Annotated in this window: 19 protein-coding genes, 1 tRNA gene and 1 pseudogene; 9 read left to right on the top strand and 12 right to left on the bottom strand. The window is 66.1% G+C overall.

Annotated features, from left to right (window positions below; translation table 11 throughout):
* Window positions 1-53 precede the first annotated feature (53 nt).
* Both hemB and ACXMDM_RS06575 read right to left on the bottom strand, forming a co-directional pair.
* Window positions 54-1,055, bottom strand: coding sequence for a porphobilinogen synthase (gene hemB, locus ACXMDM_RS06580; RefSeq protein ID WP_071801083.1), 1,002 nt, complete (start codon window positions 1,053-1,055; stop codon window positions 54-56).
* Window positions 1,056-1,255: 200 nt separating this feature from the next.
* Complete coding sequence (locus ACXMDM_RS06575; RefSeq protein ID WP_071801082.1) at window positions 1,256-2,251, bottom strand: DnaJ C-terminal domain-containing protein; 996 nt, start codon at window positions 2,249-2,251, stop codon at window positions 1,256-1,258.
* Window positions 2,252-2,388: 137 nt separating this feature from the next.
* Here ACXMDM_RS06575 and ACXMDM_RS06570 point away from each other — a divergent pair, with 137 nt between their 5' ends.
* Entirely contained in the window at window positions 2,389-2,856 is a 468-nt protein-coding gene (locus tag ACXMDM_RS06570; RefSeq protein WP_071801081.1) for a hypothetical protein, read from the top strand.
* Here ACXMDM_RS06570 and ACXMDM_RS06565 read toward each other — a convergent pair.
* Window positions 2,846-3,463 (bottom strand): Coq4 family protein, encoded by a 618-nt coding sequence (locus tag ACXMDM_RS06565; protein WP_071802187.1) that lies wholly within the window; start codon window positions 3,461-3,463, stop codon window positions 2,846-2,848. The genes ACXMDM_RS06570 and ACXMDM_RS06565 overlap by 11 nt on opposite strands.
* Window positions 3,464-3,605: 142 nt before the next feature.
* Here ACXMDM_RS06565 and ACXMDM_RS06560 point away from each other — a divergent pair, with 142 nt between their 5' ends.
* From ACXMDM_RS06560 to ACXMDM_RS06550, 3 genes are all read left to right on the top strand, one after another.
* Entirely contained in the window at window positions 3,606-3,854 is a 249-nt protein-coding gene (locus ACXMDM_RS06560; RefSeq protein ID WP_071801080.1) for a hypothetical protein, read from the top strand.
* 178 nt (window positions 3,855-4,032) lie between these two features.
* Entirely contained in the window at window positions 4,033-4,446 is a 414-nt protein-coding gene (locus ACXMDM_RS06555; protein ID WP_071801079.1) for a hypothetical protein, read from the top strand.
* A 421-nt stretch (window positions 4,447-4,867) separates the two neighbouring features.
* Window positions 4,868-6,019 (top strand): THUMP domain-containing class I SAM-dependent RNA methyltransferase, encoded by a 1,152-nt coding sequence (locus ACXMDM_RS06550; protein WP_071801078.1) that lies wholly within the window; start codon window positions 4,868-4,870, stop codon window positions 6,017-6,019.
* A 35-nt stretch (window positions 6,020-6,054) separates the two neighbouring features.
* On the opposite strand, the gene ACXMDM_RS06545 is transcribed toward ACXMDM_RS06550, so the two are convergent.
* Together ACXMDM_RS06545 and ACXMDM_RS06540 are read right to left on the bottom strand one after the other, a co-directional pair.
* Complete coding sequence (locus ACXMDM_RS06545; protein ID WP_071801077.1) at window positions 6,055-6,468, bottom strand: phage holin family protein; 414 nt, start codon at window positions 6,466-6,468, stop codon at window positions 6,055-6,057.
* A complete protein-coding gene (locus tag ACXMDM_RS06540; RefSeq protein ID WP_071801076.1) occupies window positions 6,465-6,881 on the bottom strand; it encodes an ElaB/YgaM/YqjD family protein in 417 nt (138 codons plus the stop codon). Before ACXMDM_RS06540 ends, ACXMDM_RS06545 begins: the two co-directional genes overlap by 4 nt.
* A gap of 97 nt (window positions 6,882-6,978) precedes the next feature.
* On the opposite strand from ACXMDM_RS06540, the gene smc reads away from it, so the two are divergent.
* Both smc and ACXMDM_RS06530 read left to right on the top strand, forming a co-directional pair.
* Window positions 6,979-10,608: a chromosome segregation protein SMC gene (gene smc, locus ACXMDM_RS06535; protein WP_071801075.1), complete on the top strand. Its 3,630-nt coding sequence runs from the start codon at window positions 6,979-6,981 to the stop codon at window positions 10,606-10,608.
* Window positions 10,609-10,670: 62 nt separating this feature from the next.
* Window positions 10,671-11,483, top strand: a pseudogene (locus tag ACXMDM_RS06530) (PRC-barrel domain-containing protein); the annotation flags it as partial.
* A 631-nt stretch (window positions 11,484-12,114) separates the two neighbouring features.
* Here the strand turns inward: ACXMDM_RS06530 and msrB are convergent.
* The 3 genes from msrB to ACXMDM_RS06515 form a co-directional block, all read right to left on the bottom strand.
* Window positions 12,115-12,534 carry a peptide-methionine (R)-S-oxide reductase MsrB gene (gene msrB / locus ACXMDM_RS06525; protein WP_071801074.1) on the bottom strand — a complete coding sequence of 140 codons (420 nt, stop codon included), beginning with the start codon at window positions 12,532-12,534 and terminating at the stop codon, window positions 12,115-12,117.
* A gap of 31 nt (window positions 12,535-12,565) precedes the next feature.
* On the bottom strand, window positions 12,566-13,777 hold the full coding sequence (locus ACXMDM_RS06520) for a glycosyltransferase family protein (protein WP_233830629.1): 1,212 nt from the start codon (window positions 13,775-13,777) through the stop codon (window positions 12,566-12,568).
* A 159-nt stretch (window positions 13,778-13,936) separates the two neighbouring features.
* A tRNA-Leu gene (locus ACXMDM_RS06515) sits at window positions 13,937-14,018 on the bottom strand.
* A gap of 120 nt (window positions 14,019-14,138) precedes the next feature.
* Here ACXMDM_RS06515 and accC point away from each other — a divergent pair.
* Window positions 14,139-15,488: an acetyl-CoA carboxylase biotin carboxylase subunit gene (gene accC / locus ACXMDM_RS06510; RefSeq protein WP_071801073.1), complete on the top strand. Its 1,350-nt coding sequence runs from the start codon at window positions 14,139-14,141 to the stop codon at window positions 15,486-15,488.
* Between the two features lie 24 nt (window positions 15,489-15,512).
* Here the strand turns inward: accC and ACXMDM_RS06505 are convergent, their stop codons facing one another.
* A complete protein-coding gene (locus tag ACXMDM_RS06505) occupies window positions 15,513-15,839 on the bottom strand; it encodes a YggT family protein (protein ID WP_071801072.1) in 327 nt (108 codons plus the stop codon).
* 77 nt (window positions 15,840-15,916) lie between these two features.
* Here ACXMDM_RS06505 and psbX point away from each other — a divergent pair, with 77 nt between their 5' ends.
* Complete coding sequence (gene psbX, locus ACXMDM_RS06500; protein ID WP_071801071.1) at window positions 15,917-16,039, top strand: photosystem II reaction center X protein; 123 nt, start codon at window positions 15,917-15,919, stop codon at window positions 16,037-16,039.
* A 108-nt stretch (window positions 16,040-16,147) separates the two neighbouring features.
* A complete protein-coding gene (locus ACXMDM_RS06495) occupies window positions 16,148-17,104 on the top strand; it encodes a Ycf66 family protein (protein ID WP_071801070.1) in 957 nt (318 codons plus the stop codon).
* 21 nt (window positions 17,105-17,125) lie between these two features.
* Here ACXMDM_RS06495 and ACXMDM_RS06490 read toward each other — a convergent pair whose 3' ends face one another.
* From ACXMDM_RS06490 to ACXMDM_RS06480, 3 genes are read right to left on the bottom strand one after another with little or no spacing between them, the layout of a single operon-like run.
* Entirely contained in the window at window positions 17,126-17,335 is a 210-nt protein-coding gene (locus ACXMDM_RS06490) for a CAB/ELIP/HLIP family chlorophyll-binding protein (protein WP_083544504.1), read from the bottom strand.
* Window positions 17,336-17,338: 3 nt separating this feature from the next.
* A complete protein-coding gene (locus ACXMDM_RS06485) occupies window positions 17,339-19,324 on the bottom strand; it encodes an ABC transporter ATP-binding protein/permease (RefSeq protein WP_071801069.1) in 1,986 nt (661 codons plus the stop codon).
* A 58-nt stretch (window positions 19,325-19,382) separates the two neighbouring features.
* Window positions 19,383-19,757 (bottom strand): histidine triad nucleotide-binding protein, encoded by a 375-nt coding sequence (locus ACXMDM_RS06480; RefSeq protein WP_071801068.1) that lies wholly within the window; start codon window positions 19,755-19,757, stop codon window positions 19,383-19,385.
* Window positions 19,758-19,811: the final 54 nt, after the last annotated feature.

Here is a 19,811-nt window from a genome sequence, read left to right as displayed (position 1 = left end):
GAGTGCCTCCATTCTGGTCGGCGGGGCTGCCCTCCCGGGCGGGAAACAGGCCCTCAGCCGTCGCGCAACCAGGCCGCGGCATCACAGGCGTGGTACGTGAGGATGAGATCGGCCCCAGCCCGCTTGAAGCAGAGCAGGGTTTCGAGCACGATCGCTCGCTCATCGATCCAGCCGCGCTCGGCCGCCGCCTTCACCATCGCGTATTCGCCGCTGACGTTGTAGGCGGCGATCGGCAGCTCCGTTTCCTGGCGCAGTCGATGGATGATGTCGAGGTAGGCCAGGCCTGGCTTGACCATCAGAATGTCGGAACCCTCCTGCTCATCGAGCAGGGCTTCGATCAGGGCTTCGCGGCCGTTGGCCGGGTCCATCTGGTAGGTGGATTTGTCGGTGGGGATCGGCTTGGAGCTGGTGGGGCGAGGCGCTGAATCGAGTGCTTCGCGGAAGGGGCCGTAATAGGCGGAGGCGTATTTAGCCGTGTAGCTGATGATGCCCACCTGCTCGAAACCCTCCTCATCGAGCGCTTCGCGGATCGCTCCGACCCGGCCATCCATCATGTCGCTGGGGCCGATCAGATCGGCGCCGGCGCGGGCCTGGGCCACCGCCTGACGGCAGAGCTGGGAGACGGTTTCGTCGTTAAGCACGATCCCTTCGGCATTGACGATGCCGTCATGGCCGTCGCAGGAGTAGGGGTCGAGGGCCACGTCGGTCATGACCGCCATCGCCGGGTGCTCCAGCTTGAGCCGGCGAATCGCCCGGGGGATCAGGCCGCCTTCGTTGAAACACTCAGCACCGTCCTCGCTTTTGAGGCCATCGGCCACCTTCGGGAAGAGCACCACGCAGCGGATGCCGAGATCCCAGGCCCGGCCCACCTCCTCCACCAGCCCATCAAGGCTCCAACGGCAGGCGCCGGGCATCGCGCCGATCGGATCGTTGCTGGTGCCTTCGTGAACAAACAGCGGGTAGATGAAGTCAGCTGGGCTGAGCTGAAACTCACGCACCATGGCCCGCAGGGCCGGCGTGCGGCGCAATCGACGCGGGCGGTTGATGAGCTCCATGCCAGCAAGTTAGGGATCAGCCACTGTAAAGCTCGATCAGGATTGTTCAGATCTTCCGGCATTCGTCATGATCAACCAGAGCATCATTGGCTGGTTTCCATTCAGCAAAAACTGGAGCCAAAGCTGGAGCAAAAGATAAACAACAAGATGAATTCATCTCGATGATGATCATCGCAGCTGAAATCCAGCCCACAGCCAGCTCAGAGCTTGGCGGCCTTCATCCACTCAGCCCGTGGGTCAAGGCTGCGGGCTTGGCGCAGTTGGTCGAGCAGGTCGCGCTCGGCCTCGCTGAACCGTTCCGGCAGCTTCAGACTGAGGCTGAGCAGGAGATCGCCGCGGCCGTCTTTGAGGGGCCAGCCTTTGCCCTTGAGGCGCAAGCTGCGGCCGAGGGCCACCCCCGCTGGCACCTGGACGGTGGCCTCGCCATCAGGGGTGGCGACGCGCACCTCGCCGCCGAGGGCGAGCTCATCAAGGCTCAGCGGCAGCTCGGCGCGCAACTGGTCGCCATCGAGCTTCCAGATCGGATGGTCTTCCAGCCGCAGATTGAGGTAGAGATCACCACGGCGGCCGGTGCCGGGCTGGAGGTTGCCCTTGGCCTTGAGCCGCAGGCGGCTGCCGTTTTTCACCCCCGCAGGTACCCGCACCTGCACCCGCTCCTCATTCACCGCCAGAGCACGCTCACAGCCGTTGAAGGCCTCGGCGAAGCTGAGGTTGATCGTGGCTTCGGCATCCAGGTTGGCCGCGGATGTGCGTCCCGCGGGCCCACCGAAGCCAGAGGGGATCCCTCCTCCGGGAAAGCCGCCGGAGAAGCCGAAGCCGCCGGGCGCACCTGAGAAGCCGGCACTGCCCGCTTGACCACCGAAGCGGCCGAGCAGGTCGTTGATGAAATCGTCGAAGTTGCCGTAACGCCCGAAATCGACATCGAAGCCGGGGGCGCCGCCGCCGCCAGAACCGCCACCCATCTGGCTCCAGTACTGGCCGAACTGCTCGTATTTGCGTCGCTTCTCCGGATCTGAGAGCACTTCGTAGGCCTCGCTGATCTCTTTGAACTTGGCTTCAGCGCCGGCGTCATCGGGATTCACATCCGGATGAAACTGACGGGCCAGCTTGCGAAACGAACGCTTGATCGCCTCGGCGTCGGCACCCCGCTCCACACCGAGAACCTTGAAGTAGTCGCGGAAGCCATTGGCGCTCATCGAGGCAGGCCCATCGAAACTCCAGGTGCAGGTCGCAGATGTCCAGTTTCCCAGTCTGCGCGGCTGTTTGGGGGGACGCCGCAGGGCGGAAGCCCGTACGGCTGCCTAACCTCGAACGTTCCTAGCCCTTCAGCTCGATGGCCAGCGCCCCATGCCGCAGTCCCCGATTGGCACGGGTGGCGGCCCTCGGACTGCTCGCCACAGGGCTGGCTTGGCTGGGCGGTTCCGGTTCAGTCGGCCAGGGCGGCGCCGCGATCGCGGCCCAAACAGCTGCGCCGGGAGCGGCCTCCGGCCTGGGCAAGGCACTGACCCCATCAACGGCCGAACAGCTCGCCCTGGTGGATCACCTGGTGGAGCGTGGGGCGGTGTTCTACGGAGCCTGGTGGTGCCCCCACTGTTTTTTTCAGAAGAATCTGTTCGGCACCGAAGCCGGCGAACGCCTGCCCTATGTGGAATGCGCCCGGGACGAGGCCGGTCGTAAGCGCTGCCTGGCCGCCGCGGTGAAGGCCTACCCCACCTGGGTGCTGGATGGCGAAACGAAGGAAGGGGTGCTGACGATCGAGGAACTCAAGGTCTGGAGTGGCTTCAACGGCGTTACGCCTTGACTGGCAGCTCCAGCTCCTGACGCCAGGAACTCAATGGCCGCTCCCAGCCCTCTTCGAGCTTGTAAGCGATCAGGCAGGGCGCTCCGAGGCCGAGTTCAAAACCCCGGGCCAGGGCCCGCAGCAGGGGTTCAAGTGGTTCGTCGTTCTGCAGGCTGCTGAGCAGGCCACCAAAGATCAGCAGCACCGCCAAGGGGGAGCGCACCTGGGCCAGGTTGAAGGCCTGCAGCCCCAGTTCACCGGGGCCATCGGTGCCAAAGCCGGTGAGCACATGGACGATGTCGTGGGTTTCGCGCAGGCGATGGGTGATGTACTGGGCCGGTGAGGTGATTGGGCTGGGGTCGATCAGGCTTTCGGGCGTCAGTCCCTGCCTCTGCAACTGGTCGGCATAGCGGCGGCCGAGGCTGCCCTCGGGCAGGGCCGCCAGCCGGGCCAGATCGATCGGGTCCGGTCGCCAGTTCGTTTCCACCAGGGCCGCCATGCGGGGTTTGGCCAGCAGGTGACGCTGCATCTGGGTGGACAGGGGGCTGCCATGCAGGCTGCGGAGCACTCCAAAGACACTGTTGAGCTCGCCAGGGTTTTTGAGAAAAGCGGCGAGGCTGGCCACCATGCGCAGCGACTGCAACCGTTGTTTGATGTTGAACAACTTGGGGGATCTCAGGGGTTGCAGCGATCCTCAATGACCCACCGACGTTCTGACCAGGGCTGAAACCAAGCGCCACCAGGCAACATGAAGCCCCCTGCCCAAGCTGATGGCTCGCCGCCGCCGCCCCTTCCTTCGCCTGTCCCTCGGCCGTCAACGGGCCCTTCCCGAGCGCACAAGCTCCAGGCTGAGCACCCGCAAACTGACCGGCCAAAATCTGGGCAACCGCAATTTGGGCAACCGCAATCCGTGGCCTGTGCTGGCGGTGCTGCTTCTGGGTCTGGGCTTGGGGGTGTATTTGTTCTATGGGCAGAAGGGAACCCAGGGGGACCAGCGGCGGGAGTTGCGGAAGTTTTGAGGGATTGCCTGAGGTGGTGCACTTAGTAGTCGGTATCGATGGATCTCACTTCGATGGCCAGGTGGTGCGGGCAGATCACAGCCAGTCCACCGGTATTCCCTCCAAACGGCCTAATCCAACGGAACAGCAAAGCTTCTAACCAACAGCCTTAGGTTGAGGCCCCACCGCCCCTTCCCATTTGACCGTTCTGCGCACCCTGTTCACAGCCACCGCCGCGTTGGTTCTCGCCGCCACCGCAGCCTTTGCCGCCCCGGCCGCCTCCCTGCTTAAAAACCTAAAGCTGCCGGTCCCAAGCGCCCTGCCCAGCCTGTTCGCTGCCAATGCGGTCGGGCAGGTGAGCCTCAACGGCCAGCTGGGCGGCACGCCCGATGACCTGCTCGCCAAGCTGCGCACTTCGTTGAGCAGCCAGGGCTACAAAGAGCGCACGATCAACACCGTTTCGGGTGCGTGGGGCTTGAATCTGGTCTTCGATCCACCGGCTGGCACCAGCGTGGATGGCACCCCGAGCGGCAAAACAGCCGTGCTGGTGCTGCAGGCCACGGCAGTGGGTCCAGGCAGGCTCAACCTCAACGTGCGCTACGAAGCGCTTTGAGGGATGCGTTGGCTTGAGGAGGCCCCAGTCCCAACCAATAAAATGGGGGCCTTCCAGCCCCCGTGAGTCATTTGGGTGATAAGGCTGACTTACCCCATCTCCCTAAGGAGTCAGGCGGCCACAGGGGCGGGCTGACGGGAGAAAGCAACGATGTTGTTCGCTGTTACGGATTTGCTCTTACCGAGCAGGCTTCAGTCACCCTCCTATTACCCCGTCGAAACCATTGCAGCCCCCTGAAAGATCCGCCCGAAGGTGGAAAGTGGAGCTGAGCGGAATCGAACCGCTGTCCGAAGCACCGGTGTGAGTCACCTAGTCCGCCCGAGGACGGACCCCTTCATTGTGGCAGCTGGCGCGGCAGGGTGTTGCCAACCTCCAAGGTGGGCAACAACGAACAGCGGCTGAGCGTCGCCCCCGAGCCTCCATGCACGCCCCGCTTGCCTGCATCGCCGCCCTTCCTCCCGGTCTTGAGCAGCTGGCAGCAGCCGAACTGGCCGGCCTGGGCGCTGAGGAGGTGCGGCCGTTGCGCCGCGCCGTCGCCTTCCGCTGCGACAGCGCCGGGCTCTACCGCATCCACCTGCAGGCCCGATTGCCATTCCGGCTGCTGAGGGAGCTGGCCCGCTTCCCCTGCCATGGCCCCGAGCAGCTCTATGCCGGCGTGCAGCGTGCCGTCGACTGGGACCAGTGGCTACCGCCGCAACGCAGCTTTCGGGTGGAGGTGAGTGGCACCGCCCCGGGGCTCAGCCACAGCCACTTCACGGCGCTGCAGGTCAAAAATGCGCTGGTCGACCTGCAACGGGAGCGCTGGGGTGAGCGTTCCTCAATCGACCTGGCCCATCCCGATCTCTGCCTGCACCTGCACCTCAGCGCAGCCGGCGAGGCGGTGCTCAGCCTCGATGGCTCGGCCGGCAGCCTGCATCGCCGCGGCTGGCGGGCCGCCGTTGGCCTGGCGCCGCTGAAGGAAAACCTGGCCGCCGGCCTGATCGGCTTCACCGGCTGGGATGGCCGCGTGCCCCTGGCCGATCCGCTCTGCGGCTCCGGCACCTTGTTGATCGAGGCCGCCTGCGCGGCCCTGGGGCGTGCCCCGGGCCTGGGCCGCGTACTGGCCCTGCGGCACTGGCTGGATTTCGATGGGGCCAGCTGGCGGCAGGAAACGGCGGCGGCCCAGGCTCTTGCCGCAGGCAGCCTCCCCGGCGGAGAGCCCTTGGCGCCGGTGCTGGGGATGGAGCGCGATCCTGCCGTGCTGGAGCAGGCCCGCAGCAACGCCGAAGCGGCCGGGGTGGCCCCCTGGCTGGATCTGCAACCGGGCGACTGCCTCAATTTCAGGCCGCCAGCCCAACCGGGGTTGATCGTCTGCAATCCCCCCTACGGCGAGCGGCTCGGTGCCGGTGAGGATCTCGAAGCCCTCTATGCCGGCCTCGGTGCCATGGCTAAAGAACGCTGCTCGGGCTGGACCCTGTGGCTGCTGAGCGGCAACCCCGAACTCACCGGCGCCCTGCGGATGAAGGCGAGCCGCCGGATTCCGGTGAGCAACGGTGGCATCGATTGCCGCTGGTTGAAGTACGACATCCGCTGAGCGCCTGCAGCTGGCACCCTTGAGCTGATCAGGCTTCAGCGCCCGAAGATCGCCCTGGTGGTGCGGCTGAGGCCCGCGGTGGTCTGGGGCAGGTAAGGGCCTTTGAGCAGTTGGCCGCCGATGCGCAGCATCAGCCCGGCGATCACGAGATCACCGGCCACCACGGCCAGCACCGCCTGGATCCAGGCCCAGCCCACTCCCTGGTGCAACCAGAGCACCAAAGCCAGCTGACCCAGCACCGTGGCGAGCACTAGAAACGTGAGGCCACCGCCGAGCAGGATGCCGCCACTGATCAGGCGTCGCTTTTCGCTGTCGGCTTCCTGCAGGGCGATGCGCACGTGCAGATCCATCACCGAGGTCACCAGGGCGGTGACCCGGCCTGCCGCAACCCGGCCGGCACTTCCCGACGGAGCTGAAGACCCGCCCCGGTTCTGGCGCTCCGGCGTCATGCCGAGCGCCGCCCGGAGGTGAGCAGCATGCCGATGATCATGCCGACGCCGGCAGCGACGCCAACGGCCAGCAGGGGACGCTCACGCACCGGCTTCTCGATGCGGGGCCGCAGGCTGGTATTGAGATCGTCGAGGAGCTGCTCGAGCTGATCCTCCAGGGGACCGATCCGATCGGCCAGCTGGCGGGTCTGGGCCGTGGCCACCTCCAGGAACTCGTTGAGCTGATGCTGCACACCGCTGGCGGTGCGGCCGGTCTGATCGGAAATCAACGAGACAACGTCGTCGAAGCTGCCGCGGGTGGCCTCGAGGGTTTCGCGTGCCACCTGGGGCCACTCGCGCTGGATCGTGGGAATCAGGGTTTCGAACCGCTCCCGAAAGCTGTCGTGGTTGATGGCTGTCGTTTCCGGTTCCATGGCGTGGTTGATGAACTTCTCTCTGTTTCCAGGTTAGGGAGGGGGTTGAGCAATTGCACAGTTCGGCTAAATTGAGCCTGCTCGGCGCACGAGCCTGTTGGTTCACATCAATCAGGTCGAGCTCACCCACTTCAAGTCGTTCGGTGGGTCGCTGGCGATCCAGCTGGAGCCGTCCTTCACTGTGGTGACCGGGCCGAATGGGTCAGGGAAAAGCAACATTCTCGATGCCGTTCTGTTCTGCCTTGGCCTGGCCAACAGCCGTGGCATGCGGGCCGAGAGGCTGCCGGACCTGATCAACAGCGCCATGGTGCGGCAGGGCAAGGCGTCCGAAACGCAGGTCACCGTGCGCTTCGATCTCGCCGACTGGCATCCCGACCCGGCCGAAGAAGGTCTTGATGTTCCAGCCGAAGGGCCCTGGATCCAGGCCGGCCAGCAGGAATGGAGTGTCACCAGGCGCCTTCGGCTCGCCCCAGGTGGCACCTACAGCAGCAGCTACAGCGCCGACGGAGTGGCTTGCAACCTGCAGCAGGTGCAGGGCCAGCTGCGCCGCCTGCGCGTGGATCCCGAGGGCAGCAACGTGGTGATGCAGGGGGATGTGACCCGCATCGTCTCGATGGGGTCCCGTGATCGTCGCGGCCTGATCGACGAACTCGCCGGTGTCGCCCTGTTCGATTCCCGCATCGAGCAGACCCGCTCCAAGCTCGATGAAGTTCAAGATCGCCAGGAGCGCTGCCACATCGTTGAGCAGGAACTGCTCGCCAGCCGCCAGAAACTGGAGCGCGACTGCGCCAAGGCACGCACCTACCAGGAGCTGCGTCAGCGCCACCAGGACGGGCGCCTCCAGCTCCAGGTGCTCGGCTACGAGCAGGCCGGCCAGCAGCTTGCCGCCCTGACCAGCCGCCAACAAGCCCTCGGACTTCAGCAAGAGGTGGATTGCTCGGCCGTCGCCGCGGCCCAGCTGGCCTTGGAGCTGGCGGCCAAAGCCGTCGAAGCGCTGCAGGCCGAAGTGAAGGCCCTGGGGGAAGACAGCCTGCTGGCAGTCCAGGCGGAACTGGCCGGGCTCGAGGCCAGCGGCCGCGAGTTAACGCGCCAGGCCGAGCGCCATCAGCACGACGGCGAGCAACTGCAGCTGCAGCGCCGGGCCCTTGTTGTCCAACAGGGCGAGCTGCGCCGGGGCCAGCAGCAGAACGACGCCAGCGATGACGGAGCCAAGCTGGAGCAAGCCGAGCAGGCCTGCTCCAGCGCCGAAGCGGCCGTGGAGCTCTCCCGCCGCCGCCTCGGCGAGATGGCCGACCGCTCCGGCAGCTGGCTCGAAGCGGAACAACAGCGCGGCCAGCAGCGTCAGGCCCTGCAGGCCCGCATCGGCCCGCTGCTCGCTGAGCAGCAGCAACTCGACGAACGCCTGCGCCAGCAGCAGCAAAGACTCCAGGAACTGGGCGCCGAACTGGGCGCAGGGGGCACAAGCGATCAGCAGGACCAACAACAGCTGCTGGCGTTGGAGTCGGAGGCGGCAGGCCTCAAGCAGGAGCTTGAGCAGGAGCAGCGGCAAGCCCAGGACCTCGCCGAAGCCCTGGCCCTGCAGCAACGCACCCGCACCCGGTTGGAGCAGGAACAGGTGGGCCTGGAGCGGGAGATCGCCCGGATCGAAAGCCGCCGCGAAACCCTGCAGGAAAGCCGCGGCACCGGCGCCTTGCGGGTGCTGCTGGAGTCGGGCCTGGGTGGCCTGCACGGACCGGTGGCCCAGCTGGGGGAAGTGGAGGAGCGGCTGCGGCTGGCCCTTGAGGTGGCCGCCGGCGGCCGGCTCGGCCAGGTGGTGGTCGATGACGACCGGATCGCCGCCCAGGCGATTGAACTGCTCAAGGCCCGCCGGGCCGGCCGGCTCACCTTCCTGCCGCTCAACAAGATCCGCGGCAGCGGCAGCTCCAGCGGCGGCAAAAGCGGCACGGCTGGAGCGGCCCTGGAGCGGGGCCGGGGCGGCACAGCCGCTGGTGGGAGTGGCGGACTGGTGGGCCGCGCGCTGGAGCTGATCCGCTTTGAGCCCATCTACGCCGACGTGTTCCGCTACGTCTTCGCGGACACCCTGGTCTTTGAAGACCTGGCCAGCGCCCGACGCGAACTGGGCCGCTGCCGCGCCGTCACCCTCGATGGCGAACTGCTGGAGCGCAGCGGCGCGATGACCGGCGGCAGCCTGCAGCAGCGCAGCGGCCAGCTCAGCTTCGGGCGCAGCTCCGACCACGACGAGGCCGAACCGCTGCGGCGACGGCTGCTCGAACTTGGCGAGAGCCTGGTGGCCTGCCGGCGGCGTGAGAACGAGCTGGGGCGGCAACTCGAGCAGCTGCGGCCCGTTTTGCAGGAGCACCAGCAGCGCCAGGCCGCCCTCAGCGCCGAACTGGGGGCGGCCCAGCGGGCCCTTGGCCCCCAGCTGCAGCGCCAGCTCCAGCTCCAGGAACGGCTCAACCAGACCCAAACGGCCCTGGGGGCCGACCAGACACGCCGGCAGGCCACCGCCGAGCTGCTGACCCCCTTGAACAGCGAGCTCGCAGCGCTCGAGGCCGAGGCGGCCGGGGCCCAGGCGTCGGCAGACAGCGACCGCTGGAAGGGACTGCAGCACGACCTTGAAGCAGCCGACCGGCTGCTCAGCGAAACCCGCCTGCAGCGCGACACCTTGCTGGCAGGCCGGCGCGAGCGCTCCCTGGCCAGGGAGCGGTTGGCCCAACAACTGGAGGCCCTCGCCAGCGAGGAGCAGCGGCTGCTGCAGGCCGTGGCGGCGCTGGGCGAAGCGCACGGCCAGTGGCGCCAGCAACACCAACAGGAACAGGAGCGACGCCGCGCCCTGGAGGCCCAGCAGCAGGAGCTGCAGGAACGCTTCGGCGAACGGCGCCGCGCCCGCGATGCGGCCGAGGCCCAGCTCGCCGCCCAGCGCCTGGCCCTGCAGCAGCAGCAATGGGATCTGGAGCGGCTGGGGGAGGAGCTGCTCGCCCTGGCCGAACAAGACCGAGGCCTGCGGCTCCGGCTCGAAGCCCTGGGCCGGGAGCTGCCCGATCCGTTGCCGGTTGTTCCCGAGCCCGTACGCCAGGCGGGCCTGGAGGCCCTGGAGCAAGACCTCCGTCGCCTGCAGGAACGCATGGAAGCGCTTGAACCGGTCAACATGCTCGCCCTTGAAGAACTCGAGCAGCTGGAGATCCGCCTCGACGAACTTCGCGGCCGCCTCGACATCCTCAGCAAGGAGCGCGAAGAGCTGCTGCTGCGGATCGAAACCGTGGCCACCTTGCGCCAGGAGGCCTTCCTGGAAGCCTTCCAGGCCGTGGATGGCCATTTCCGCGAGATCTTCGCCGGCCTTTCTGAAGGCGAGGGCCACCTGCAACTGGAAAATCCCGAGCAGCCCCTCGAAGGCGGCCTCACCCTGGTGGCCCATCCCAAGGGGAAGGAGGTGCGGCGGCTGGCCTCGATGTCGGGCGGGGAAAAGTCGTTGACGGCCCTCAGCTTCCTGTTCGCCCTGCAGCGCTTCCGCCCGTCTCCCTTTTATGCCCTCGACGAAGTGGACAGCTTTCTCGACGGCGTGAACGTGGAGCGCCTGGCCGCCCTGATCGCCAGCCAGGCCGGCGAGGCCCAGTTCCTGGTGGTCAGCCACCGAAGGCCGATGATCGCCGCCGCGACCCGCACGATCGGCGTCACCCAGGCCCGCGGCGCCCACACCCAGGTGGTTGGCCTGCCCGTCGCCGCCTGAGCCGTGGGTCACAATGACTCGACTGCCCTCTCTTCGCCTTCACCCCACAGGGATCCAGGCCATTGACCTCCTCCATCCCCCCTTCCGCTGATCCTCCCCAGGGCCTGTCTGGTGACAGGCTCTGGCTGCGATCCGAGCTGATGGGCACCCAGGTGATCACCCGTGACACCGGCCGCCGGCTGGGGGTTGTCGGCGAAGTGATCGTCGACATCGACCGGCGCGAAGTGATGGCCCTTGGCCTGCGCGACAACCCGCTTACCCGTTTTCTGCCCGGACTGCCGCGCTGGATGCCCCTGGACCGGATCCGCCAGGTGGGCGACGTGATCCTGGTGGATTCGGCCGATTCACTCACCCAGAGCTTCAATCCCGAGCGCTACAGCAAGGTCATCAACAGCCAGGTGGTCTCGGAATCAGGAGAGCAGCTCGGCCGGGTGCTGGGCTTCAGCTTTGACATCGAAACCGGCGATCTCACCACCCTGGTGCTCGGCGCCCTCGGGGTGCCGCTGCTGGGTGAAGGGGTGTTGAGCACCTGGGAGCTGACGGTGGAGGAAATCGTCAGCAGCGGCCCCGACCGGATCATTGTTTACGAAGGTGCCGAAGACAAACTCAAGCAACTGGGCAGCGGACTGCTTGAGAAACTCGGCATCGGTGGCTCCAGCTGGGAGCAGGAGGAGCGCGACCGCTACCGCCAGTCGGCGGTGCCAGTCGAGAACCAGTTGGCCTCCGGCCAGCCCACAGCCCAAGAACAGCGCCGCATCCAGCCCGCCACAAGCCGGGCCGTGGCGGCCACCCGCGAGGAGGAGCTCGAGTACGTCGAGCTGGAGCGGCAACGACAGGAACCACTGCGCCAACGCCGTTACCTCGACGAGGACGACGACCCCTACGCCCCGCCCGGTGGCGAGCGAGCCTCACGCGGCTGGGACGGGGACGAGACCGCTGCCAACGAGCCGAGGGGCTACGTGGAGCAACGTCCCAGCGAGCGCGGCTATCCGGAGCGGGCTTACCCAGAGCGGACTTTTTCCGATCGGGAAACCTTGGATCAGGCCCCTTTGGATCAGGCCCCTTTGGATAGGGGGCCTTTGGATCGGGGCCTTGGCGATCAGAGTCTTGGCGATCGCCGTCCCCTCGATCGGGCTCCAATCGAAAGAGCTTCCGATGAAAGGCGCTTTGAAGGCCGCCGCTTCAACGACGACATCGATACCGGCAGCCTTGACGATCTCCGGCCGGCCGGGCTCGATCCCGATCGCTTCGATTCACCGCTGCCGTCCCGGGCCAACGCCGCCAGGCCGCTCACTCCCAGGGCGTCCCAGCGGCCGCTTCCGCGCCGTCCGTCCCTGGATCGTCAGGAACCCCTGGATGTCGAACCGGAGCCCTACGCCGAACCGGCTCCATCCGTTGAGCCCGACTCAGACGGCGAAAGCCCGCAGGGGCAAGGCCGGCGCCCGGAGCCCTCGGGCTACGACGATCCCTGGTGAGCGAGGACAGCCACCACCAGAAGCGGCTCCATCAGGCCAGAGGTGCTTCTGAACCCTGGTCCGGCTTGAAGTTCAGCGATGCGGAATTGACGCAGTAACGCAGGCCGCTCGGGGCAGGCCCGTCGTGGAAGAGGTGGCCCAGGTGGGCTTCGCAGCGCGCACAGCGGATTTCGGTGCGAACCATGCCGTGGCTGTGGTCTTCGATCGTGGTGATCGCCGCTGCATCGACACCGGCAAAAAAGCTGGGCCAGCCCGTGCCCGATTCGAACTTCGCCCCAGAACTGAACAGCTCAGCGCCGCAGCAGACGCACTGGTACTGACCGGCCTGCTTGTTGTTCCAGTAGAGGCCGGTGAAGGCCCGCTCGGTGCCGCCGCGGCGGGCCACCTCGAATTGCTCGGGGGTCAGCCGGGTGCGCCAGTCCTGGTCGCTGGGAGATTCAGGGCTGGCCATCGAAAGAGCGTCAGACGGGGAGAATCACAAACTAAGCCGAAGGCAGCAGCTCCTGCACCATCGCCGCCAGGGCCGCCACGGCGCCGGGTTGACCCCGCAGGCTGCGCAGATCCTCACGCTGGCCGCTCAGCCGCTCGGGATGGCCCAGCCAGTCGGCGGCTTCGCTGGCAATCTGCTCTGGGGTGATTGCCCCGACCCGCTCGGGCACCACGGCACGACCCGCCGCAATGTTCGGCCAGGCCAGGAAACCACTGGTCCGCATCCGCCAGGCCGTCAGTGCCACCCCGATCAGCCAGCGCAGCAACGGCAAGCGCGCGATCAGACCGAGCCAGCCATCCCAGGCCTGCATCACCTGCAGATGCTGGGTGGGCACCAACACGATCATCGGCACGGCCAGGGCACCGAGTTCGGCCGTGTTCGCTCCCACCGTGGTCAGGGCCAGGGCGCACTGGCTGAGGGCGGCGTGGGCCGGTTGCTGCTCGATCAGCAGGATGCGGGTGCCGGCGGGGGTTTCGATCCAGCGGCGCCGGTCGGGTCCTGGGGACGCCAACCGGGGCTCGCCGCTGCCGTAATGGGCCTGGATCGGATTGGTCGGCCCGCCGTAGCGAAGCAGCTCGACCACCGAGGTGGTGGGTGCCACCGGAAGCAGGAACTGGCAGCCGGGGCGCAAGGCCGCCAGCCGGTCGGCGGTATCGAGCAGAAACGGGACGCCCACCAGCAGCTTGGCCCGCTTCGAGCCCGGCAACAGGGCCACCCAATCGCCAGGCTCCAGCGAGGCTTCAGCCTGGGCTGCGGCGGAAAGATCGGCCATCAGGTCACCCACCACCTGGCAACGCGGCCGCCAACGCGGAGCCAGGCGCGAAGCGGCCTCCGCCCCCATCGCGGCGATCCGATCGTTCCAGCGCGGCCAGCGGGCCACCCACTCGGCGTAGGTGAGGTGGCGATAGCCCAGCCGGGCCGAGAGCAGCACGGTCCAGAACTGATCGCCGCCCAAAAACACCACCACCCCGCGGGCCGGCCAGGGGCCGTAGCGGCGTGGATTCCAGAGCAGGCGCCAGAACCGCCGCGCCGGCAAGGTGCGCTCAAACAAACCAAAGCCTTCAGCCACCTGCTGCTCCGCTCCCGTGGCATTCGGGCAGGGCACCAGCACCAGTTGCAGCCCAACAGAGGCCCCAGGCACCAGCGGCCGCAACGGCTGCAGTTGGTGGAGCTTTTCGGCCAGGGGCCGAACCCACGTGCTCAATTCACCAGGGCCGTTGCAGACCAGCACGATCGCGGCGTCGGCTGGCTGCCTCCAATCAGATGGCGGCCCAACAACGGACGACTGACCAACAACCGATGGCTGACTAGCAACAGACAGCGGCCTGGTCAAACGGTGCGTGAGCAGGTGCTTAAAGAAAAATGCGGATGGCGAGACTTGAACTCGCAAGGCCGAAGCCACACGCCCCTCAAACGTGCGTGTCTACCAATTCCACCACATCCGCGTGGCCATCAGAAGCAAAGCTCCCTCCGGCTGGTCAATATACCGATCGGCGGCACCGCCCCCGGAAGGGTCCAGCTGAGTCTTCACTGATACAGTCCGCAGCGGCAAAGATTCCCCCCGGATGCCCATCGGCAAGCTGCTGATCGCCAACCGCGGCGAAATCGCCCTGCGCATCCTGCGCACTTGTCGTGAGCTCGAAATCGCCACGGTGGCCGTGTACAGCACGGTCGATCGCAACGCGTTGCATGTCCAGCTGGCCGATGAAGCGGTCTGCATCGGCGAAGCCCCAAGCAGCAAGAGCTACCTCAACATTCCCAACATCATCGCGGCGGCGATTTCCCGCGGCGCCGATGCCATCCATCCCGGCTACGGCTTCCTGGCTGAAAACGATCGCTTCGCCGAGATCTGCATCGCCCACGGCCTCACCTTCGTGGGCCCGTCTGCCGAAGCGATCCGCGCCATGGGCGACAAGGCGACCGCCAAGACCACCATGCAACGGGTCGGGGTGCCGACGATCACCGGTAGTGACGGCCTGCTCAAGGATCCAGCCCATGCCGCCGCACTGGCTGAGGCCATGGGCTACCCAGTGATGATCAAGGCCACGGCCGGCGGTGGCGGCCGTGGCATGCGCCTGGTGCCAGGCCCAGACCAGCTCGACTCTTTGTTCAGGGCAGCCCAGGGCGAGGCGGAAGCAGCCTTTGGCAATCCGGGGCTCTACATCGAGAAATTCATCGACAGGCCCCGCCACATCGAGATTCAGGTGCTGGCCGACCGTCACGGCCATGTGATTCACCTCGGCGAACGCGACTGCTCGATTCAGCGCCGCCACCAGAAGTTGCTGGAAGAATCCCCCAGCCCGGCCCTGGATCCTGACCTGCGCCGCCGCATGGGTGAGGCCGCCATTGCCGCAGCCCGCAGCATCTCCTACGAGGGGGCGGGCACGGTGGAATTCCTGCTCGACCGCAGCGGCAACTTCTTCTTCATGGAGATGAACACCCGCATCCAGGTGGAGCATCCGGTCACCGAAATGGTGACGGGTGTGGACCTGATCGCCGAGCAACTGCGCATTGCCGGCGGCGAACCGCTCAGCCTGCGCCAGGAGGACATCCGGCTCTGGGGCCACGCGATCGAATGCCGCATCAACGCCGAGGATCCCCAGCACAATTTCCGGCCGGTGCCCGGGCAGATCACCGGTTGGCTCCCTCCCGGCGGACCGGGGGTCCGCGTCGACAGCCACGTCTACACCGGCTACGAAATCCCGCCCTTCTACGACTCCCTGATCGGCAAGTTGATCGTCTGGGGGCTCGACCGTGACGCGGCCCTGAAACGGATGCGGCGGGCCCTGACCGAATGCGCCATCACCGGCATCCCCACCACGGTCGAATTCCATCTCGCGCTGCTGGAGCGACCGGAGTTCCAGAGGGGCGATGTGCACACCAAATTTGTCGAGCAGGACATGCTCAACGCGTAGGGGCAGGGTTCCACCAACCAGGCCTCAGGCGAGCGCCTGGGCCCGCAGGGCCAGTTGGTTGAGCACCCCTTGCTGACCCACCAGCAGCTCCCTGAACAGGCTGATCAGGCCCACCCAGATCACCGGGGTCACGTCGACGCCACCGATCGGTTGCACAATGCGACGGGTGACCGCCAACAGCGGCTCGGTGGGACCACCAATGAAGCGCATGGGGCCCGTCTCCAGGTTGATCTGGGGATACCAGGTGAGCACGATCCGAAACAGGAACAGCAGGGTCCAGACCGCCAGCCCCACGCCCAGCACCAGGTTCAGGACTGGTAAAACGTGCAAAAGAACGGGGGCGGCCGTCACGAAGCCCTAAGCATGGGAGAAAGCATCGTAGGAAGCGGATCACCCATGCCTAGGATCTTCCGAGGTGTTCCAGAACCATGACTCCCTCTCTCGCCAATTTCCTCAGCAGCCTTGGTTGGGGAGCCGTGATCGTGGTGGTTCCCGTCACCCTGGCCCTGGTGCTGATCAGCCAGACCGACCAGGTCGACCGCAAGCTCTGAACCCGGTTGGCCAGGGTTGCGGCGGTTGGCTGCCAGGTCACTAAGCTATGACCACGGGTTCTCTTGACTGAGAACGTGATCATGGGTTCTGACTGAGGATTTCCAGACGTGGTTAATGCCAGCCTGAATTGGGCCAGCATCGTCGGCATCGTGTTGGCCGTCGGTGGGGCTTTTCTCTATTTCATGAGGAGCTTCAGGCCAGCCCTCGCCCGCGACTACGACGTCTTCTTCGCCGCCGTTGGTCTGCTCTGCGGCGGCATCCTGTTCTTTCAAGGGTGGCGCCTCGATCCAATCCTGCAGTTCGGGCAGTTTCTGCTGGCGGGCACCACGGTTTTCTTTGCCTACGAGAGCGTGCGTCTTCGCGGTGTCACCACCGAGCAAGCGCGCCGCTCCTCCTATTTCGACGACGACGAGCCGCTGCCGGAGCGCGACCGGATGGGTGGCAGCGAGTGGGCCGGCGGTCCCGATCGCCTCGATGAGCCCCAACCCCTGCGGAGGCGCATCCGCTCCCGCGAAACCGTTCCTCCCGACGACGACGAGTTTTATAGGCCCAGCCGTTCTCCCGAGCGCACGGCTATTCCCGAGCGGGCCGCCAGCCGCCGCTCCCGCAACGACGAAGATTGGAACGCCGAGCCTGCCCCTGCTGCGGGTGGCAGACCCGATCCCTACCCCCCATCGCCCAGAGCGTCCCGCTTCAGGGACTCCGCCTCTGCGGCCAACTCCAAGCCCAGCTTTGGCGAGAGGCGCCGCGACCGTGAGGCGCCCAGCGAGATTCGGCGCGGGAGCCGTCCGGTGGCCAGCAGCGAATCCATGCCCCGCTCCAGCCGCAGAGGCCCCGGTGCTGCTCCTTCGGGCTCTGCCATGCCCGCCTCGCCAGGTGTTCCCCAGGGCACTCCGATCCGTGGTGGAGCCAGCAGAAGCGGCAGCGTCACGGACGCTGACTACAAACCGATGAGCCCGTCGTCCGCAGGACGATCCTCAGCTCCTGGCCGTTCAGCACCGCCGGTCCCAGACCCAGCAGCAGCGCGTTCCTCCCGCGACAACAGCTCCCGCTTTGACGACTGAGCCGGATCCGATGAAGAGTTCCTAGGGCACCAATCCGGCCCAGTGCAGGAAAGTGTCGTGACTAAGGGTCTCGATCAGCAGCACTGAGGCGAAGCCGAGCATGGCGAAGCGGCCATTGACCCGCTCGGCGTAGGCACTCCAGCCGAAGGCCGGCACCTCGTGGGTCGTGGCACTCGAGGCGTTGGTCTGGCTGCTGGGGCTGGTCTTGCTGCTTGGACTCGGGGGCATCATGGTTTAGGCGTTGGTGAAGTCATAGTCGGCAGCAGGGATCTGCCGCCAGCCACCGTTGCCATCGAGCTCGAGAACGGTGTCGTGGAAGGCAGCGAGTGTGGGGCGGTGACCCACACTTACAAAGGCGATCTCCCGCTCGGTGAGCAAGGAGTAGAGGTGCTTTTCGGTGGTGACATCCAGTGCGCTGGTGGCCTCGTCGAGCACCACGAAGCGCGGTGAATTGAGCAACAGGCGGGCGAAAGCCAACCGCTGCTGCTCACCCAGCGAGAGGATGCGCTGCCAATCCTGGTTGATGTCGAGATCGGGATAGCGCCGCACCAGGTCGGGCAGGCAGACCTCCTCGAGCACACTGCGGAGGTGGGAATCACTGAAACGCCCAGGATCCTGTGGGTAGCAGAGCTGTTCGCGCAGGCTGCCGAGGATGAGATAGGGCTTCTGGGGGATGAACAACAGTTCGGCGATCGGCGGCCGACGAATCTCGCCGGCTGCTGCGGGCCAGAGTCCACTGATCAGGCGCAGGAAGGACGTTTTCCCGCAGCCGCTGGGGCCTACCACCAACAGGCGCTGATGGGCCGCCACCTCCAAGCTGATGTCGTGGATCAAGCAGCGATTGCTGCGCGGCGGCACCAGATCAGCATGGATCACTTCGATGGTCGGATTGTCATCGACGGCCACGCCGGCGGCATCGCCGCTTCCGGTTTGGGCCTGTGCATTGATTTCATCCACCGTGACCTGGAAACCCTCCAGGCGGCTGATGCTGGCGGAGAAGGCCGCGAGGCGATCGATGTTGTTGACGATATAGCTGACAGAGAAGAGCACCTGGCTGAAGGCAATGCTGGCCTGGCCGAACACGCCGAAATCAACCTCCCGAGCGAAATAGATCGGAGCGATCACCAGCCATGGCAAAAAGCGGGAGAAGTAGTCGTAGGAACGCTGGATCACCTGGATCATCGCTTCCCAGATGATCAGGCGGTCGTAGTTGACGATCGCCCCATTGAGCCGGCGGCCAGCCTCGCTGCCTTCCTGTTGCTCGCCCCGGTAAAAGGCGATCGACTCGGCGTTGTTACGGATGTGAACCAGTCCGTAGCGGAAATCAGCCTCCAGCTTGAGTTGCTTGTAGTTCAGCGACACCAGTTTGCGACTGGCGAAAACAATCAAGGTGGTGCCGACCACCGAGTAAACGAGCAGAAGGAGCGCCAGATTTCGGCTGATGCTCCAGAGCACGATCACAAAGCTCACAAAGGTGAGCAACGCGGCAATGATCTCCACCGTCACGCTCAAGCTGGTGCCGGTGAAGCTGGCGACGTCCTGGGAAATTCGCTGGTCTGGGTTGTCGATTTCCTCGTGGGATTCGTCGTTTGGATTGAGGATGTAATAGGCGCGGTTGGTGAGATAGCGGCCCAACAACCGGCTACTCAGCCATTCCCTCCAGAGCAGGCCCAGTTTGGGGATTAGATAACTCTGAATCGCCCGGATCGGCAAGGCCAGCAGCAGGCAGAAGGCATAGATCGCCACGATCTTCCAGAAACCTTCGCTGTCGTAAGCCACCAAGGCGTTATCGACATTGCGGGCAATGAAGCTGATCCCCACGTTGATGCCATTGATCACCAGGATCAGCAGGGCGATCACCCCCATCAACAGCCAGGGCAGCCAGCGCCCCTGGCGCAGCTTCGCCCGTTGGCTGCCAAACGCCAGCAGACCGGCGCCAAACAGCACCATGATCACCGCTCCGATCGGCCCCGACCAGATCGTGGCGATCCGTTCAGGAACGCCCGGCAAGAAGCGGTCGCGCAGACCCGGAATCAGGCTGCCGCTGGCCGCCACCACACCGGTGAGCAGCAGCAGGGTGACGCCCACCACAACGGTCAGCAGCGCCAGCACCAGCAGCAAAAACTGCCACGAACTGCTCTCCTCCAAGGGGAGGAAGTAAGGCTGGGCCAGGCGCTGCAGCTTGCCGAGCTGGTCGCGCAGTCCCCTCAGAACACCCATGAACCGATCCGTCTGACGCCATTGTCGCCGCTGGCGAGCCAGGCGGCGAGCGCAGGACTCAACCGGGCGGCCAGCTCAGGGGGCGGCCACCGATCACGTGCACATGCAGGTGGAACACGGTCTGGCCGGCCTCGGCGCCGGAATTGATCACGGTGCGCCAGCCGATCAGATCCTCCTGGCGGGCCACCTTGGCGGCGACCAGCAGCAGGTGGCCGAGCAGGGCCTCGTCGGCCTCCGCCGCGTCGGCCAGATTCACCAGCGCTTGGCGTGGGATCACCAGTACATGAACCGGGGCCTGGGGGTTCACATCCCGGAAGGCCAGGCAGCGATCGTCGGCATAGACCTGATCGCACGGAATCTCCCCGCGCAGGATGCGTCCAAAAATCGTGCTGTTTACGGCCTGATCAGAGGGAGCCGGGTCAGGGAAAGCCATGGCGCCGGTCTGGCGGGAGATGGGACAGGGGGGGAACCGGTGAAGGCCCCCTGG

This window comes from Synechococcus sp. CS-603 (genome assembly GCF_977929215.1).
The sequence above is the reverse complement of the archived record's forward strand: the minus strand, read 5'-3'. Positions and strand labels throughout refer to the sequence as shown.

Bases quoted from the DNA above. Each gene is read 5' to 3' on its own strand.
- hemB (WP_071801083.1), bottom strand. From the start codon at position 1,055: ATGGAGCTCATCAACCGCCCGCGTCGATTGCGCCGCACGCCGGCCCTG.
- ACXMDM_RS06575 (WP_071801082.1), bottom strand. From the start codon at position 2,251: ATGAGCGCCAATGGCTTCCGCGACTACTTCAAGGTTCTCGGTGTGGAG.
- ACXMDM_RS06570 (WP_071801081.1), top strand. From the start codon at position 2,389: ATGGCCAGCGCCCCATGCCGCAGTCCCCGATTGGCACGGGTGGCGGCC.
- ACXMDM_RS06565 (WP_071802187.1), bottom strand. From the start codon at position 3,463: ATGGTGGCCAGCCTCGCCGCTTTTCTCAAAAACCCTGGCGAGCTCAAC.
- ACXMDM_RS06560 (WP_071801080.1), top strand. From the start codon at position 3,606: ATGGCTCGCCGCCGCCGCCCCTTCCTTCGCCTGTCCCTCGGCCGTCAA.
- ACXMDM_RS06550 (WP_071801078.1), top strand. From the start codon at position 4,868: ATGCACGCCCCGCTTGCCTGCATCGCCGCCCTTCCTCCCGGTCTTGAG.
- ACXMDM_RS06545 (WP_071801077.1), bottom strand. From the start codon at position 6,468: ATGACGCCGGAGCGCCAGAACCGGGGCGGGTCTTCAGCTCCGTCGGGA.
- ACXMDM_RS06540 (WP_071801076.1), bottom strand. From the start codon at position 6,881: ATGGAACCGGAAACGACAGCCATCAACCACGACAGCTTTCGGGAGCGG.
- msrB (WP_071801074.1), bottom strand. From the start codon at position 12,534: ATGGCCAGCCCTGAATCTCCCAGCGACCAGGACTGGCGCACCCGGCTG.
- accC (WP_071801073.1), top strand. From the start codon at position 14,139: ATGCCCATCGGCAAGCTGCTGATCGCCAACCGCGGCGAAATCGCCCTG.
- psbX (WP_071801071.1), top strand. From the start codon at position 15,917: ATGACTCCCTCTCTCGCCAATTTCCTCAGCAGCCTTGGTTGGGGAGCC.
- ACXMDM_RS06490 (WP_083544504.1), bottom strand. From the start codon at position 17,335: ATGATGCCCCCGAGTCCAAGCAGCAAGACCAGCCCCAGCAGCCAGACC.
- ACXMDM_RS06485 (WP_071801069.1), bottom strand. From the start codon at position 19,324: ATGGGTGTTCTGAGGGGACTGCGCGACCAGCTCGGCAAGCTGCAGCGC.
- ACXMDM_RS06480 (WP_071801068.1), bottom strand. From the start codon at position 19,757: ATGGCTTTCCCTGACCCGGCTCCCTCTGATCAGGCCGTAAACAGCACG.